Source organism: Streptomyces sp. NPDC048196, assembly GCF_040652715.1.
GTDB classification, from domain to species: domain Bacteria; phylum Actinomycetota; class Actinomycetes; order Streptomycetales; family Streptomycetaceae; genus Streptomyces; species Streptomyces siderophoricus.
The window spans coordinates 1-15,227 of the sequence record NZ_JBEZMM010000039.1 but is presented as its reverse complement, the minus strand read 5'-3'; the positions used below and the strand labels follow the sequence as shown (position 1 = coordinate 15,227).

Annotated in this window: 17 protein-coding genes; 6 read left to right on the top strand and 11 right to left on the bottom strand. The window is 72.1% G+C overall.

The window, feature by feature from the left end; all coding sequences use genetic code 11:
• Positions 1 to 10 precede the first annotated feature (10 nt).
• The 3 genes from ybeY to AB0E02_RS29035 all read right to left on the bottom strand — a co-directional run bounded on the left by ybeY (position 11) and on the right by AB0E02_RS29035 (position 2,938).
• Positions 11 to 508 (bottom strand): rRNA maturation RNase YbeY, encoded by a 498-nt coding sequence (gene ybeY, locus AB0E02_RS29045; RefSeq protein WP_362144404.1) that lies wholly within the window; start codon positions 506 to 508, stop codon positions 11 to 13.
• 42 nt (positions 509 to 550) lie between these two features.
• A complete protein-coding gene (locus AB0E02_RS29040) occupies positions 551 to 1,555 on the bottom strand; it encodes a PhoH family protein (protein ID WP_362144401.1) in 1,005 nt (334 codons plus the stop codon).
• 219 nt (positions 1,556 to 1,774) lie between these two features.
• Positions 1,775 to 2,938, bottom strand: a complete 1,164-nt coding sequence (locus tag AB0E02_RS29035) for a PfkB family carbohydrate kinase (RefSeq protein ID WP_362144398.1) — start codon at positions 2,936 to 2,938, stop codon at positions 1,775 to 1,777.
• 48 nt (positions 2,939 to 2,986) lie between these two features.
• Here AB0E02_RS29035 and AB0E02_RS29030 point away from each other — a divergent pair, with 48 nt between their 5' ends.
• Positions 2,987 to 4,324 carry a 6-phospho-beta-glucosidase gene (locus AB0E02_RS29030; RefSeq protein ID WP_362144395.1) on the top strand — a complete coding sequence of 446 codons (1,338 nt, stop codon included), beginning with the start codon at positions 2,987 to 2,989 and terminating at the stop codon, positions 4,322 to 4,324.
• A 255-nt stretch (positions 4,325 to 4,579) separates the two neighbouring features.
• Here AB0E02_RS29030 and AB0E02_RS29025 read toward each other — a convergent pair whose 3' ends face one another.
• The 3 genes from AB0E02_RS29025 to AB0E02_RS29015 form a co-directional block, all read right to left on the bottom strand.
• Entirely contained in the window at positions 4,580 to 5,209 is a 630-nt protein-coding gene (locus AB0E02_RS29025) for an MBL fold metallo-hydrolase (RefSeq protein WP_362144392.1), read from the bottom strand.
• Positions 5,209 to 6,294 (bottom strand): S-(hydroxymethyl)mycothiol dehydrogenase, encoded by a 1,086-nt coding sequence (locus AB0E02_RS29020; protein WP_362144389.1) that lies wholly within the window; start codon positions 6,292 to 6,294, stop codon positions 5,209 to 5,211. The genes AB0E02_RS29025 and AB0E02_RS29020 overlap by 1 nt, the downstream gene beginning before the upstream one ends.
• Positions 6,295 to 6,502: 208 nt before the next feature.
• Positions 6,503 to 7,810 (bottom strand): enolase C-terminal domain-like protein, encoded by a 1,308-nt coding sequence (locus AB0E02_RS29015; RefSeq protein WP_362144386.1) that lies wholly within the window; start codon positions 7,808 to 7,810, stop codon positions 6,503 to 6,505.
• A 280-nt stretch (positions 7,811 to 8,090) separates the two neighbouring features.
• Between AB0E02_RS29015 and AB0E02_RS29010 the strand changes: the two genes are divergently transcribed.
• Complete coding sequence (locus AB0E02_RS29010) at positions 8,091 to 8,921, top strand: HAD family acid phosphatase (RefSeq protein ID WP_362144382.1); 831 nt, start codon at positions 8,091 to 8,093, stop codon at positions 8,919 to 8,921.
• Between the two features lie 28 nt (positions 8,922 to 8,949).
• Here AB0E02_RS29010 and AB0E02_RS29005 read toward each other — a convergent pair whose 3' ends face one another.
• The gene (locus AB0E02_RS29005; RefSeq protein WP_362144380.1) at positions 8,950 to 9,855 is read right to left on the bottom strand and encodes a ribonuclease Z; all 906 of its coding nucleotides are present in this window, start codon (positions 9,853 to 9,855) and stop codon (positions 8,950 to 8,952) included.
• Between the two features lie 6 nt (positions 9,856 to 9,861).
• Entirely contained in the window at positions 9,862 to 10,221 is a 360-nt protein-coding gene (locus AB0E02_RS29000; protein ID WP_362144377.1) for a histidine triad nucleotide-binding protein, read from the bottom strand.
• Between the two features lie 151 nt (positions 10,222 to 10,372).
• Here AB0E02_RS29000 and AB0E02_RS28995 point away from each other — a divergent pair, with 151 nt between their 5' ends.
• The gene (locus tag AB0E02_RS28995) at positions 10,373 to 10,804 is read left to right on the top strand and encodes an OsmC family protein (protein WP_030815083.1); all 432 of its coding nucleotides are present in this window, start codon (positions 10,373 to 10,375) and stop codon (positions 10,802 to 10,804) included.
• Between the two features lie 98 nt (positions 10,805 to 10,902).
• Here the strand turns inward: AB0E02_RS28995 and AB0E02_RS28990 are convergent, their stop codons facing one another.
• On the bottom strand, positions 10,903 to 11,544 hold the full coding sequence (locus AB0E02_RS28990) for a TetR/AcrR family transcriptional regulator (RefSeq protein ID WP_362144374.1): 642 nt from the start codon (positions 11,542 to 11,544) through the stop codon (positions 10,903 to 10,905).
• A gap of 195 nt (positions 11,545 to 11,739) precedes the next feature.
• On the opposite strand from AB0E02_RS28990, the gene AB0E02_RS28985 reads away from it, so the two are divergent.
• Genes AB0E02_RS28985 through AB0E02_RS28975 form a run of 3 tightly spaced genes read left to right on the top strand, consistent with a single transcriptional unit; the run spans position 11,740 to position 13,155 of the window.
• Positions 11,740 to 12,297, top strand: coding sequence for a dihydrofolate reductase family protein (locus AB0E02_RS28985; RefSeq protein WP_362144371.1), 558 nt, complete (start codon positions 11,740 to 11,742; stop codon positions 12,295 to 12,297).
• Positions 12,298 to 12,323: 26 nt separating this feature from the next.
• Complete coding sequence (locus AB0E02_RS28980; protein ID WP_362144368.1) at positions 12,324 to 12,893, top strand: dihydrofolate reductase family protein; 570 nt, start codon at positions 12,324 to 12,326, stop codon at positions 12,891 to 12,893.
• A gap of 49 nt (positions 12,894 to 12,942) precedes the next feature.
• Entirely contained in the window at positions 12,943 to 13,155 is a 213-nt protein-coding gene (locus AB0E02_RS28975; protein ID WP_362144365.1) for a DUF4287 domain-containing protein, read from the top strand.
• A 27-nt stretch (positions 13,156 to 13,182) separates the two neighbouring features.
• Here the strand turns inward: AB0E02_RS28975 and AB0E02_RS28970 are convergent, their stop codons facing one another.
• Positions 13,183 to 13,926 (bottom strand): 16S rRNA (uracil(1498)-N(3))-methyltransferase, encoded by a 744-nt coding sequence (locus tag AB0E02_RS28970; protein ID WP_362144362.1) that lies wholly within the window; start codon positions 13,924 to 13,926, stop codon positions 13,183 to 13,185.
• Entirely contained in the window at positions 13,923 to 15,065 is a 1,143-nt protein-coding gene (locus AB0E02_RS28965; RefSeq protein WP_362144359.1) for a nitronate monooxygenase, read from the bottom strand. The genes AB0E02_RS28970 and AB0E02_RS28965 overlap by 4 nt, the downstream gene beginning before the upstream one ends.
• Between the last annotated feature and the right edge of the window lie 162 nt (positions 15,066 to 15,227).

Here is a 15,227-nt window from a genome sequence, read left to right as displayed (position 1 = left end):
CGGACGCCCGTCAGGTCACGGTGGGCGCCGGCGAGGGACCGGTCAGCCCCCGCTCGCCGCGCCAGCCGTCGACGATCGCCGCCTGGAGGCCGAACATCTCGGCCTTCTCGTCGGGCTCCTCGTGGTCGTAACCGAGGAGGTGGAGGACGCCGTGCACGGTCAGCAGCTGGAGCTCCTCGTCCATGCTGTGCGCGGTCGGCGCCTCCTCGCCCTGCTTCTTGGCGACCTCCGGGCAGAGCACGATGTCACCGAGCAGGCCCTGCGGGGGCTCCTCGTCGTCCTTGGCCGGCGGCCGCAGCTCGTCCATCGGGAAGGACATGACATCGGTCGGGCCGGGCAGGTCCATCCACTGCAGATGGAGCTGCTCCATGGCCTCGGCGTCCACGACGATCACGGACAGCTCGGAGAGCGGGTGGATGCGCATCCGGCCGAGGGCGTAGCGGGCGACGTCCAGGATCGCCTGCTCGTCGACATCGGTGCCGGATTCGTTGTTGACGTCGATGGACATGGGGCGTTGCGTCTCGCTTCTCGTTCGCGCGGTGCGTCCGGCTCACTGGCCGTTGCGGCTGTCGTACTTCTCGTAGGCGTCGACGATACGGCCCACGAGCTTGTGCCGGACCACGTCCTGGCTGGTGAGCAGGGAGAAGTGCACGTCGTCGACGCCCTCCAGGATTTCCCTGACCTGGCGCAGACCGCTCTTGGTGCCGCCGGGGAGGTCGACCTGGGTGACGTCGCCGGTGACGACGATCTTCGACTCGAACCCGAGGCGGGTGAGGAACATCTTCATCTGCTCGGGGTTCGTGTTCTGCGCCTCGTCGAGGATGATGAACGCGTCGTTCAGCGTCCGGCCGCGCATGTACGCCAGCGGTGCGACCTCGATCGTGCCCGCGGCCATCAGGCGCGGGATGGAGTCGGGGTCGAGCATGTCGTGCAGCGCGTCGTAGAGCGGGCGCAGATACGGGTCGATCTTCTCGTAGAGGGTGCCGGGCAGGAAGCCCAGCCGCTCACCGGCCTCGACCGCGGGGCGGGTCAGGATGATGCGGTTGACCTGCTTGGCCTGGAGCGCCTGGACGGCCTTGGCCATCGCGAGATACGTCTTGCCGGTGCCGGCCGGGCCGATGCCGAAGACGACGGTGTGCTTGTCGATGGCGTCGACGTAGCGCTTCTGGTTGAGGGTCTTGGGACGGATCGTCCGGCCGCGGTTGGAGAGGATGTTCTGGGTGAGCACCTCGGCGGGCGTCTCGCTCCCGGCGCCCTCGCCGTTCTCCGCCGCGCGCAGCATGGCGATCGAGCGTTCCACCGCGTCCTCCGTCATCGGTTGTCCGGTGCGGAGCACCAGCATCATCTCGTCGAAAAGGCGCTGGACGAGGGCCACTTCCCGGGCGTCGCCGACCGCGCTGACTTCGTTGCCCCGGACGTGGATGTCGGTCGCCGGGAAGGCTTTTTCGATCACTCGCAGGAGCGAGTCGCCGGACCCCAGGACCGTCACCATCGGGTGCTTGGCCGGGACGGTGAACTGGGCGCTCGCCTGCGGTTCCATGGGTGTCTGCGTCATAGGGCGGCTCGGTGGCCTGCTCAACCCCCATCCTTTGCTCATGAAGACGTGCCGAGGAGGTGCCTGACGGCACGGCCTCCTTGCGATACAAGAGTACGACGGGGCACCGACAGGCCCGAGAGATTTTCCTGGCGGCCGTTGTGACCTGGGTTTTCGACGCGGGACGGTGATCGGCGCGGAACCGCTTCCGATGCCGCTTCCGGGGCCTTGCGCGGTGGCTCAGGCCGGGCGGCGGAAGCCGAGCGTGGGGACCGCGCGGGCCAGCGGCGCCGGACGGTAGGCCGCGGGCAGCACCTCGTCGAGGAAGGCGTACTGCCGGCGCAGCGCGCCCGGGGCACCCGCCTCGCACAGCCGCACCTGCTGCCACCAGGCGGCGATCTCCGCCCAGCCCGGCGCGGACAGCGACCCGCCGAACTCCTGCACCGACAGCGCGGCGCTCAGCCCGGCGAACGCCAGCCGGTCGGTCAGCGGCCAGTCGGCCAGGGTGCCGGTGACGAAGCCCGCGACGAAGACGTCGCCGGCGCCGGTCGGGTCCAGCGCCTCCACCGCGATCGCGGGCACCTCGGCGGTCTCGCCGGTCCGCCCGTCCACCGCGTACGCGCCCTTGGAGCCCAGCGTGACGACGGCCAGCGGCACCCGGTCGGCCAGCTTGCGGGCGGCCGCGCGCGGGCAGGTCGTGCGGGTGTAGCGCATCGCCTCCTCGGCGTTGGGCAGGAACGCCTCGCAGTGTTCGAGGTCGGCGAGGTCGGCCGGGTCCCAGCGGCCGCTGTCGTCCCAGCCGACATCCGCGAAGATCCGGCTGCCGCGGCCGGCCGCGCACTCCAGCCAGGGCTCCCGCCGCCCGGGCACCAGCGAGGCGACGCAGGCCCGGGACGGCGGCGGGCAGCCCGGTGCGTGCCGGCCGTCGAAGGTGAAGTCGGGGGGCGGCGCCTGATGGCCGTGCGACACCATCGTGCGCTCGCCCTCGTACGCCATGGAGACGGTGACCGGGGAGTGCCAGCCCGGGACCGTGCGTGACAGCGCCAGGTCGATGCCCTCGCCCTCTTCGAGCGCCTCCCAGCAGTACTCGCCGTACTTGTCGTCGCCGAAGGCGGCGGCCAGGGAGGTGCGCAGCCCGAGCCGGGCCAGGGCAGTGGCCATGTTGGCGACGCCGCCGGGGCTGGAGCCCATGCCGCGGGCCCAGGATTCGGTGCCGCGGACCGGGGCGGAGTCCAGGCCGGTGAAGATGATGTCGAGGAAGACCGTGCCGGTGAGGTAGACGTCGGTGCGCGGATCGCCGTCCGCCCGTACCTCGGCCAGCGGGTCGAGGCCCGGTGGCGTCCCGGCCGGGCCCGTGGGCGGGTGGACATCACGTCGGCTGGTCACCGTGCACGCCCCTCTCATATCAGCACGTGCCGCCAGTGTGCCTGATGCTGCGGTACGTTCCGCCCCATGAGGCTCACGATTCTCGGCGGTGGCGGTTTCCGGGTGCCGCTGGTCTACCGCGCGCTCCTGGCCGACCCGGCGGACTCCGTCTCCGAGGTGGTGCTGCACGACACCGACGCCCGGCGGGTGGCGGTCATCGCCGAGGTGTTGACGCGGCTGGCCGAGGGGCATCCGGCACCGGTGCCGGTCCGGGTCGCGCAGAGCCTGGACGAGGCGCTGGCCGGGGCGGACTTCGTGTTCTCGGCGATCCGGGTGGGCGGCACGGCCGGCCGGATACGCGACGAACGGATCCCGCTGGCCGAGGGCGTGCTGGGCCAGGAGACGGTGGGCGCGGGCGGGGTCCTGTACGGCCTGCGGACGATCCCGGTGGCGCTGCACATCGCCGAGCGGGTCGCCCAGCTCGCGCCGGCGGCCTGGGTCATCAACTTCACCAACCCCGCGGGCATGGTGACCGAGGCGATGTCCCAGGTGCTCGGCGACCGCGTCATCGGGATCTGCGACTCCCCCGTCGGCCTGGTGCGCCGGGCCGCGCGGGCGGCGGGACTGGACCCGGCGGCCTTCGACAGAGGCCGGGTCGGCTACGACTACGTCGGCCTCAACCACCTCGGCTGGCTGCGGTCGTTGACGTTCGAGGGCTCCGAACTGCTGCCGCGGCTGCTGGCCGACGGCTCGGCGCTGGCCTCCTTCGAGGAGGGCCGGCTGTTCGGCGCGGAATGGCTGCAGACCCTGGGCGCGCTCCCGAACGAGTACCTGCACTACTACTACTTCCGCCGCGAGACCCTCGACTCCCTCCGGGACACCCGGGAGACCCGCGGCGAGTTCCTCGACCAGCAGCAGGGCGGCTTCTTCGAGCGGGCCGCGGCGGCCGGCGGCCCGGACGCGGTGTACGCACTGTGGGAGCGGACCCGGCTGGAGCGGGAGGAGACGTACATGGCGCACAGCCGGGAGGCCACCGGCGGCTGGCAGCGCGACAGCCACGACCTGGAGGGCGGCGGCTACGACCGGGTGGCGCTGGCGCTGATGCACGCCATCGTGCGCAACAGCGGCACCCGGCTGATCCTGAACGTCCGCAACGGCACGACGGTGCCGCAACTGGCGCCGGACGCGATCGTGGAGACGGTGTGCGAGGTGACCGCGCACGGCGCCCGGCCGCTGCCCTGCGCCCCGCTGCGCGAGGACCAGTTGGGGCTGATGCTCCAGGTCAAGGCGGTCGAACGGGCTGCGGTGGTGGCCGCCACCCGCAAGGACCGCGGCGCGGCCCTGCGCGCCCTGGCACTGCACCCCCTGGTGGACTCCCCCGCGGTGGCCGCCCGCATCCTGGAACGGGCGGCCAAGGAGGACTGAGCCGCCGCACCGGCCTCCGACACACCGGCCTCCCGGGCCGGCATGCCCTCCGGAGGAGAACGCCCTCCGCACGCGGAATACCCTCTCCCCGCGCCGCGTTGTGGCCCCGCAGGGGGCCCTCGTATCCCCTACGGGATCTGTTCGACCGCCCCCTACGGGTCCGCCCCTGCAACCCCGCGCCCGCCGCGACCCGCGGCTCAGTCACCGCCAGGGGCCTCCCCGGCCCCCGGCCCCGGCCAGCCAGCCAGCCGCCCCTCAGTGCCCCCGCTTGACCCACTCGTCCAGGTGCGGCGCCTCGTCCCCGATCGTCGTGGGATCGCCGTGCCCGGTGCGTACCGCCGTCTCCGGTGGCAGGGTCAGCAGCCGGTCCCGGATCGAGGCGACGATCGTCGGGAAGTCCGAGAAGGACCGGCCGGTGGCGCCGGGGCCGCCCTGGAAGAGGGTGTCGCCGGTGAAGACGGTGCGCAGGTCGGGGGCGTACAGGCAGACCGCGCCGGGGGCGTGACCGGGGGTGTGCAGCACGGTCAGGTCCGTACCGGCGATGGTCAGGACCTGGCCGTCGGTCAGGTCCGCGTCCGGGACCGTGCCGGGGTGGGTCATCTTCCACAGCGGCAGGTCGTCCGGGTGCAGATGGATCCGGGCGCCGGTGCGGGCGGCCAGCGCCGGGGCGGCGTCGATGTGGTCGTTGTGCGCGTGGGTGCAGATGATCGCGCGCAGCGTCCGGCCGGCCAGCGCCTCGAAGATGGCGTCGGCGTCGTGCGCGGCGTCGATGACGATCGCCTCGTCGTCGTTCCCGACGATCCACACGTTGTTGTCGACGTTCCAGGTGCCGCCGTCGAGCGAGAACGTCCCCGAGGTGACGAGGTGGTCGATCCGTGCCGCCATCAGAGCGCCACCACCGAACGCAGCACGTCGCCCGCGTGCATCCGGTCGAAGGCCCGCTCGACGTCGTCGATGCCGATGGTTTCGGTGACGAACGCGGAGAGGTCGATCCGGCCCTGCTGGTGCAGGTCGATCAGCATCGGGAAGTCGCGGGACGGCAGGCAGTCGCCGTACCAGGAGGACTTGAGCGCCCCGCCGCGGCCGAACACGTCCAGGAGCGGCAGTTCCAGGGTCATGTCCGGGGTGGGCACCCCCACCAGGACGACCGTGCCGGCCAGATCGCGGGCGTAGAAGGCCTGTTTGTACGTCTCGGGGCGGCCGACCGCCTCGATGACGACGTCCGCGCCGAACCCACCGGTCAGTTCGCGGATCGCCTCGACGGGGTCGGTGGTACGGGAGTTGACGGTGTGGGTGGCGCCCATGGTGCGCGCGATGTCCAGCTTGCGGTCGTCGATGTCGACGGCGATGATCCGGGCCGCGCCGGCCAGCCGGGCGCCGGCCACGGCCGCGTCGCCGACCCCGCCGCAGCCGATGACCGCGACCGAGTCGCCGCGGGTGACCCCGCCGGTGTTGATCGCGGCGCCGATGCCGGCCATCACCCCGCAGCCCAGCAGGCCGGCCACCGCGGGCGACACCTCCGGGTCGACCTTGGTGCACTGCCCCGCGGCGACCAGCGTCTTGTCGGCGAAGGCACCGATGCCCAGCGCCGGCGTCAGCTCCGTGCCGTCCTTCAGCGTCATTTTCTGACGGGCGTTGTGGGTGTCGAAACAGTATTGGGGGCGGCCGCGCAGACAGGCCCGGCACTGGCCGCACACCGCACGCCAGTTGAGGATGACGAAGTCCCCCGGCGCGACGTCGGTGACCCCGGCGCCGACCGACTCCACGACCCCGGACGCCTCATGACCGAGCAGGAACGGGAACTCGTCGTTGATGCCGCCCTGCTTGTAGTGCAGATCGGTGTGGCACACCCCGCACGCCTGGACCTTCACCACGGCCTCGCCGGGTCCCGGGTCCGGTACCAGGATCGTCTCCAGCCGTACCGGTTCGTTCTTCCCCGGCGCGATCACGCCGCGCACTTCCTGTGCCATCGGAACAGCCCCTTTCAAAGATCACTACGGGACCACTGTGGCGCGCTGCCACTGAGCCGTGCCTCACCGTACGCGTGCCGGGCGACCGCGCACAGGACCACGGCCGGGTTCATGATCCCCGGCGGGCGGCGACCGCGTCCGGGCCGGGCAGGCGTACGTACTGCCCGCGTCCGTACCCGGCCCGCTCACGGCCCGCCACCGGCCGCGGTCACCAGCGCGGGACGGCCGGAACGGTCCAGTCCGGGTGCGCGTGGCGCATCGCGGCGGCGTCGTCGCGGTCGCGCAGGCCCCCGTCGTCGGCCAGCCAGCGGCGGTGCAGCGCGGCGAGCCGGTCCCGGTCGAGGGTGACGCCGAGGCCGGGGGCGTCGTCGACGGCCACCCTGCCGTCGCGGATCGCGATCCGCTCGGTGAGGACGTCCTCGGTCTGCCAGGGGTAGTGGGTGTCGCAGGCGTGGTGGAGGTCCGGTACGGTCGCCGCCACCTGGGTCATCGCGGCCAGGCTGATGCCCAGGTGGGTGTTGGAGTGCATGGACAGGCCGACGCCGAAGGTGCGGCAGATGGCGGCCAGTTCGCGGGTGGCGCGCAGCCCGCCCCAGTAGTGGTGGTCGCAGAGCACCACCTGGACGGCGCGGCGGCAAAACGCCTCGGCGATCTCGTCGAAGGTCGTCACGCACATGTTGGTGGCCAGCGGCAGGCGGGTGCCGGCCGCCACCTCCGCCATCCGCGCGGTCCCGCCGGCCGGGTCCTCCAGGTACTCCAGCACGTCCGCCAGCTCGTCCGCGACCTTCAGCGAAGTGGCCACGCTCCAGGCGCCGTTGGGGTCGAGCCGCAGCGGCCGCCCGGGGAAGACGGCGGCCAGCGCGCGGATCGCGGCGATCTCCTGCGCGGGCTCGAAGACGCCGCCCTTGAGCTTGAAGGAGGTGAAGCCGTAGGTGTCGGCGAAGCGGTGGGCCTGGGCCACCACCCCGGCCGGGTCGAGCGCCGCGCCCCAGTCGTCCCGTTCGCCGCGGCCGCCGGGGTGTTCGGCCCAGCGGTAGAAGAGGTACCCGCCGTATTCCACGCGGTCCCGGGCCTTGCCGCCGAGCAGGGCGTGGACCGGCAGTCCGGTGGCCTTGCCCCAGGCGTCCAGGCAGGCGACCTCGAAGCCGGAGAGGACCGAGAGCCGTAGCTTTTCGGCGCTCCGGACGCCGCGCAGTCCGCCGGCGTGCACCGCGTCGGCGTCGGTGGCGGCTGGTGAGTCCCCGCACACCTCGGCGGCGAGCGCGGGCAGCCCGTTCAGATCCGTGACCCGCCGGCCGGTCAGCGCCGCGGCCAGTGGCCGGGCCAGGCCCAGATAGCCGGTGTCCCCGTAGGTCTCGCCGAGCCCGGTGACCCCCGCCTCGGTGACCAGCTCGATGATCAGCCGCGGGGTGTACGGCTGGTGTACGCCCTGGGTGTTGAGCAGTGGCGGGTCGGCCACCAGGACCGGGGTGAGCCGGACCTCGGCGATGGCGAGGGGATGCGGGGCGTCGGTCATCCGGGGCTCCTACGGGTACGGCCGGCCCGCAGCCGGATCGGTGGCACGGGCGGTGACGGGGCCGGGGGCATGGTCGGCAGCGACACACCATTCATGCATATAAACACCATCCATGCATGCAGGTGGAGGCTACGGAGACCCCTTCGGACCGTCAAGGCCCCACCTCTTGCCAGAATTTCTCGCCAAGGGTTGAATCTCCGCGCGTAGACCAAGGAATGAGGGGCCGTCAGCCACCTCAGCCCTGGGACCCACCCCCCTTCTTCTCCAAGAGGAGCCGCGCATGCCCCGTCCCGACCACTTTTGTTCCGGTCGCCTCCGCCCCGCCCTGTCGCGTCGCGCCCGCCTCGGTGCCACGACGGTCGCCGCCCTCGTCGCCGGCACCGCCGTCTTCGGCATCGGTCAGGCCACCGCCGAACACTCCGTCCCGCGGACCGACAAGGAGATCCCCAACCTCACGCAGGTCCAGGACAAGATCAAGGCGTACTACGGCGACACGGTCACGGCCGACGGCGAGCACTACGCCTCCCCGCACAGCAACTACGCCCGCCAGGTCCGCGGCATCGAGGCCAAGGCCCGCGCCTACCTGGACAAGGCGCTCGCCCGCCCGGCTCGGGCCGGCAAGAAGACCAGGCCCGCCATCGTCCTCGACATGGACGACACCACCCTGCTCACGTACAACTACGAGCTCCGGGTCGGCTTCGCCTTCACCCCGCAGAGCCAGGACACGTACCTGGAGCACACCGACATGGACCCGGTCTTCGGCATGAACCGGCTCGTCAACCGGGCCCGCGACAAGGGCGCCGAGGTCTTCTTCATCACCGGCCGCAAGGAGGCCCAGCGCGACTGGAGCGTGCGCAACCTGAAGAACGTGGGCTACGGCGTCCCGCTGGACCGGACGCACGTCTACCTGAAGGACAAGGAGCACCCGCCGGCCTACCTGCCCTGCGGCAGCACCTGCACGACCGTCGAGTACAAGTCGGGCACCCGCAAGCACATCGAGTCCCTGGGCTACGACATCGTCGCCAACTTCGGCGATCAGTACAGCGACCTGGACGGCGGCCACGCCCACCGGACGTTCAAAATGCCGAACCCGATGTACTACCTGCCGTAAGCGACAGGCCGGGGCCTCGTGCCCGTGCTCAGCGTCGCCTGGGCACGGGCACGCGCATGAGGTCCCTGGCGATCGTCAGCTCACCGTCGTACCCCGCCGCGCGGGCCTGCCGCGCGAACTCCGCGGGGTCGTCGTAACGCTGCGAGAAGTGCGTCAGCACCAGATGCCGCACCCCGGCCCGCACCGCCACCCCGCCGGCCTGCCCCACCGTCAAGTGCCCATGGTCGGCGGCGAGTTGGGCGTCCTCGTCCAGGAACGTGGACTCGATGACGAGCATGTCCACGCCCTCCGCGAGCGCCTCGACGCCCTCGCACATCCGGGTGTCCATCACGAACGCGAACCGCTGGCCGGGGCGGTGCTCGCTCACCTCGTCGAGGGTGACGCCGTTCAGCTCACCCTCCCGCTGGAGGCGCCCGACATCCGGCCCGGTGATGCCGTGCTCCGCCAGCCGCTCCGGCAGCATCCGGCGCGCATCCGGCTCCACCAGCCGGTAGCCGTACGACTCGACCGGGTGCGACAGCCGCCGCGCCTGCAGGGTGTACGAGGCGCAGCGGTCCAGCTCCCCGTCGGCCTCGACCGGCCGCTCGACCAGCCGGACGGTCTCGCGGTAGGCGGTCGCGTAGCGCAGCCGCTCGAAGAAGTGCTGGCCACTGGCCGGGAAGTGGGCGGTGACCGGGTGGGGCACCCGGTCGAGGTTGATCCGCTGGATCACCCCGGCGAGCCCGAGCGAGTGGTCGCCGTGGAAGTGGGTGATGCAGATCCGGTTGAGGTCGTGGGCCGCGACCCCGGCGCGCAGCATCTGGCGCTGCGTGCCCTCGCCGGGGTCGAAGAGCAGCCCCTGGCCGTCCCACCGCAGCAGATAGCCGTTGTGGTTGCGGTGCCGGGTGGGGACCTGGCTGGCGGTGCCGAGGACGACCAGTTCACGTACGGACATGGCTGGTTACCCGGGGGGCCACTGGAGGCCGCGGCCGCCCAGGACGTGCAGATGGGCGTGGAAGACGGTCTGGCCCGCGCCGGAGCCGGTGTTGAAGACCACCCGGTAGCCGGTCTCCTCGACCCCGTCCTCGGCGGCGACCTTCCGGGCCTCGCACAGTATGTCGGCGACGACCTGCGGTTCGGCGGTGGCGAGGGCCGCGGCGTCGGGGTGGTGCACCTTGGGGATGATCAGGACGTGCGTCGGGGCCTGGGGGTTGATGTCGCGGAACGCGACGGTGGTCGCGGTCTCGCGGACGATGGTCGCCGGCACCTCCCCGGCCACGATCTTGCAGAACAGGCAATCGGCCTGCGGTTCTCCCGCCACCGTTGGCTCCTCCCAGCTCATCCCTCGTGCGCACGGTGCGCACGGCCTCGGATGCTACCGGGCGAGCCGGGTGGGGCGTCGCAGCGACGGGGGGAACGGGATCACTAAGCTGGCCTTGATCGCTTTCGCCCACAACCGGGAGTTATGCACCATGGCAACCACGCGCACCGCCAAGACCCACTGGGAAGGCAACCTCCTCCAGGGCAAGGGCACCGTCGCCCTGGAGTCCTCCAAGGTCGGTACGTACGACGTGAACTGGCCCGCCCGCGCGGAGCAGCCGAACGGCGTGACCAGCCCCGAGGAGCTGATCGCGGCGGCCCACTCGTCCTGCTACTCCATGGCCTTCTCGCACGGCCTGGCGGGCAAGGGCCACACCGTCGAGGCCCTGGACACCCAGGCCGACGTCACCTTCCAGCCCGGTGAGGGCATCACCGCGATCGCGCTGACCGTGAAGGCCCGGGTCCCCGGCCTGTCCGAGGAGGACTTCCAGGCCGCGGCCGAGGACGCCAAGAAGAACTGCCCGGTGAGCCAGGCGCTGGCCGGGGTCAAGAACATCACGCTGACGGCCGAGCTGCTGAGCTGACGGCAGGCGGCTTTCCTTTCGCGAACGGCGGTGCGCCGACGGGTCGTTGAGGCCGGTCGGCGCACCGTTGCGTGGGGGGCGGGCGCGGTGCGGCGGGCTCAGATGCCCCGCTCGATCATGTCGATGACGTGCTGGCCCGCGTCGTGGGCCTGGGAGGGCAACAGGCCGCGCAGGGGCCCGTCGATGAGGAGTGCGGCGAGGCCGTGGACGGCCGACCAGGCGAGGAACTCCGCGCCGGGGCGCCGGTCCTCGGGCAGCAGACCGTTCTCCACGAGGTCGTCGAGGGCCGCGCCCAGGAGCTCGAAGGGGGTCCTGCCGCTGCCGCCCGCGGCGGTGTCTTCGGCGGCGTACGTCATGTCGCCGGGAACGTGGAACGCGGTGCGGAACAGGCCCGGTTCCTCCTGGGCGAAGCGCAGATAGCCGGTGCCGACCGCCCGGAAGCGGGCCCGTGCGGCGGCCGCGGCGTCCGGGGCCGGCGGCAGTGCGGCCTGCTCGGCCTCCATGGTGCGGGCGAGCCGGGCCATGGCGGCCTGCGAGACGGCGTGCAGCAGGGCGCCGCGGTCGGCGAAGTGCCGGTAGGCGGCGTTGGGCACCACGCCCGCCTGGCGGGTCGCGGCGCGCAGCACCACCGCCTCGGGGCCGCCCTCCCGGGCCAGTTCGAGTCCCGCCTGGACGAGGGCGTTACGGAGATCGCCGTGGCGGTAGGTGGTCCGCTTCGCCCTGCCGCTCTCCGCCGCCATTACCCCTCCAACGTGGACATCCACGGGGACGCCTCTCCCGTGTGGACATCGAGGCGTCATCCAATGTGGACAGCATCCACTTAACTCGTCTAGGCTTCCGCATGATCGAACGGGGGCTGCGGATCGCCGCGTTCCCCATTTGTGGACATCGTACACATGGGCAGATCCGTGCCCGTAACCGAGGGGGAGCCTCGCATGCGCAAGGTCATCGCATCGCTCTACATCACGCTCGACGGAGTCGTGGAGAACCCGGCCTGGACGGCCCCGTTCTTCGACGAGGAAGCCGCCGCGTTCGCCCGCGGCCAGCTCTTCGCCGCCGACGCCCTGCTGCTGGGCCGGGTGACCTACCAGGGCTTCGCCGCCGCCTGGCCGACGATGACCGACGAGGACGGCTTCGCCGAGCGGATGAACGCGCTGCCCAAGTACGTCGCCACCACGACGCTCGACACGCCGGAGTGGAACGCCACCTTCCTCACCGGCGACCTCCCCGCCGCCGTCGCCGAACTGAAGCAGCAGGACGGCCAGGACCTGCTCGTCTACGGCAGCGGCGGGCTCGTCAACACCCTCCTGGCGCACGACCTGATCGACGAACTCCGCCTGTGGACGCACCCGGTCGTCGAGGGCACCGGCAAGCGCCTGTTCACCGAGAGCTCCCCGAAGAAGACACTCCGGCCGCTCGGTACCACCACCTTCCGCAGCGGCGCGCAGGTCCTCACGTACGCTCCCGCCACCGCCCCCGCTTCGGCCCGTTGACGGCCGGCGACCACCGGGAGAACCCCATGGGCAAGATCACCCACTTCGTGCACCAGTCACTGGACGGCTACATCGAAGGCCCCGACGGCGCCTTCGACTGGCCCCTCATGGGCCCCGAACTCTCCGCCCACTCACTCCAACTCACCACCGAGGCCGACCAGTTCCTGTACGGCCGCAAGGTCTGGGACATGATGTCCGGCTTCTGGCCCCGGGCGGAGGAGTACTCCACCGACGCGCACGACCTGGCCTTCGCCCCCGTATGGCGCAGCGCACCAAAGATCGTCGTCTCCTCGACGCTGGAGCAGGCCGACTGGAACACCCGCGTGATCGGCACGAACGTCGTCGAGGAACTCACCGCCCTCAAGCGGAGCGGGGCCCGCCTACTGCTCTTCGGCGGCTCGGACCTCGCCGGATTCCTCACCCGGCACGGGATGATCGACGAGTACCAGATCTTCGTCCACCCGGTCGTGCTGGGCGGCGGCCGGCCCGTCTTCAGCACGCCGCAGGAGCGGATGGACCTGAGCCTCGTCGAGTCCAGGACCGTCGACTCCCAGGTGGTCCTGCTGCGCCACCGGCCGGCGAACCTCCAGTCCTGACGACGGGGCGAACCCTACGCAACCCCTCCAGAAGAACGGAGACCGCCACATGACCGACGCCGTCAAGGGACCCGCCAGCTACTTCCCCTCCATCGAGAAGAAGTACGGCCGCCCGACAGCCGAATGGAAGGAACTCATCCGCTCCGCGCCGCCGGCCAAGCACGGGGAACTCGTCACCTGGCTCAAGACCGAGCACGGCCTCGGCCACGGCCACGCCAACGCCCTCGTGGCCCACACCCTCGCCGAGGACAACGGGAAGTGAGCCGCTGCGGCCGGACGGGCCCGGGGCTCAGCTCCAGCGTCCCGTGCGGCCCAGCAGGAGGGCGGTGGCCGCGGTGCCGGCCGTAGAGGTGCGCAGGACGGTCCGGCCCAGGCGGTACGGCCTGGCGCCGGCCTCGGCGAAGAGGGCCAGCTCCTCCGGGGAGACACCGCCCTCCGGCCCCACGACCAGCACGATCCGGCCGGTGGCCGGGAGTTCGGCGGTGGCGAGCGGGGCGCTGCCCTCCTCATGGAGCACGGCCGCGAAGTCGGCGTCGGCGAGCAGGGCGGCCACCTGCTTGGTGGACAGCGGGTCCGCGACCTCCGGGAAGATCAGCCGGCGGGACTGCTTGCCCGCCTCACGGGCCGTGGCCCGCCACTTGCCCAGCGCCTTGGCGGCCCGCTCGCCCTTCCACTGGGTGACACAACGCGCCGCCGGCCAGGGCACGATGGCGTCCACCCCGGTCTCGGTCATGGTCTCGACGGCCAGCTCGCCCCGGTCGCCCTTGGGGAGCGCCTGGACGACCGTGATGGTCGGGTCCGGCGCCTCCTCGGTGCGCAGTTCGGCGACCGCGACGGTCAGCCGGTCCTTGCCCTCGGCGGCGGCCACCGTGCCGTAGGCGCCGCTGCCCTGACCGTCCGTCAGTACGACCTCCTCGCCGGCCCGCAGTCGGCGCACCGACACCGCGTGCCGGCCCTCCGGCCCGTCGACGGTGACCGTGCCGCCCGCCCGTACGTGCGCGAGCGACTCGACGAGGAACACGGGCGCGGTCATGCGGCTCCCCCGGCAGCCGGCGAGTCACCGGATCCCGTGCTTCCGGCCCCGGTTTCCGCCGTCCCGGCCCCGGTGCGGCTCAACCCGGCCCGTGCCGCGTCGAGTTCGGCCACGAGGACCTCCACCAGCCGGGCGGCCGGCATCTCCCGGGCCAGCCGGTGCCCCTGCCCCGCCCACAGGTTCAGCCCCTGGGCGTCCCCGGCCTTGGCCGCGGCCTTGCGCACCGTGGAGGTGAGGTAGTGGACCGCGGGGTAGGCGGCCGGTGCGTACGGGCCGTGCTCCCGCAGGAAACGGTTCACCAGGCCGCGGGCCGGTCGCCCGGAGAACGCCCGGGTCAGCTCCGTATGGGTGAAGAGGGGGTTGGTCAGCGCCTGCTTGTGCAGCGGGTTGGCGCCCGACTCCGGGGTGGCGAGGAAGGCGGTGCCGAGCTGCGCCATGGTCGCCCCGGCGGCCAGCACCGCCGCGATCTGCGCCCCGCGCATCAGCCCGCCCGCGGCGATCACCGGAATCTGCACGGCCTCCCGGACCTGCCCGAGCAGCGCCAGCAGGCCCAGCCCCGCGCCGCTCCCGTCGGCGTGCGGGTCGTCGCGGTGGGTGCCCTGGTGACCGCCCGCCTCCACACCCTGCACACAGACGGCGTCCGCACCGGACCACTGCGCGGCCTGTGCCTCGGCCGCCGTGGTGGCCGTGACGATGGTGTACGTGCCCACCCTGGCGAAGGCGTCGAGGACCGCGCGCGAGGGGCAGCCGAAGGTGAACGACACCACCGGCACCGGGTCCTCGCGCAGGATCGCGAGCTTGGCCTCGTAGCCGTCGTCGGTCGGCCCGTCGGTGTCGCCGAGCTCGGTCTCGTACCACGTGGCCTCGCCGGCGAGCTGTTCGCGGTACGCCTCGACGGCGGAGTGGTCGGCGAGCGACGGCTGCGGCATGAAGAGGTTGACGCCGAAGGGCCGGTCGGTCAGCGACCGCAGCTGTTTGATCTCCTGGTACATGCCGTCGGCGGTTTTGTAGCCGGCGGCGAGGAAGCCGAGACCGCCGGCGCCGCAGACGGCGGCGGCCAGTCCGGGTCCCGAGCCGCCGCCCGCCATGGGGGCCTGCACGATCGGGTAGCGGCAGAGATCGGTCAGTGCGCTGGGCATGACCACATCGTGTCACGGGATGCACCGACGCCCCGCATCAGGGGCTGAGCGGGGGCAGGCCGACCCTTAAGAGGGCGTCTGATCTGGGTTCAGGCTGTTGTGGGTGGGTTGCCTGTTTCGGTTCGCCAGGTTGGTGTGGATTCGCCGGTGAGGGCGCGGCTC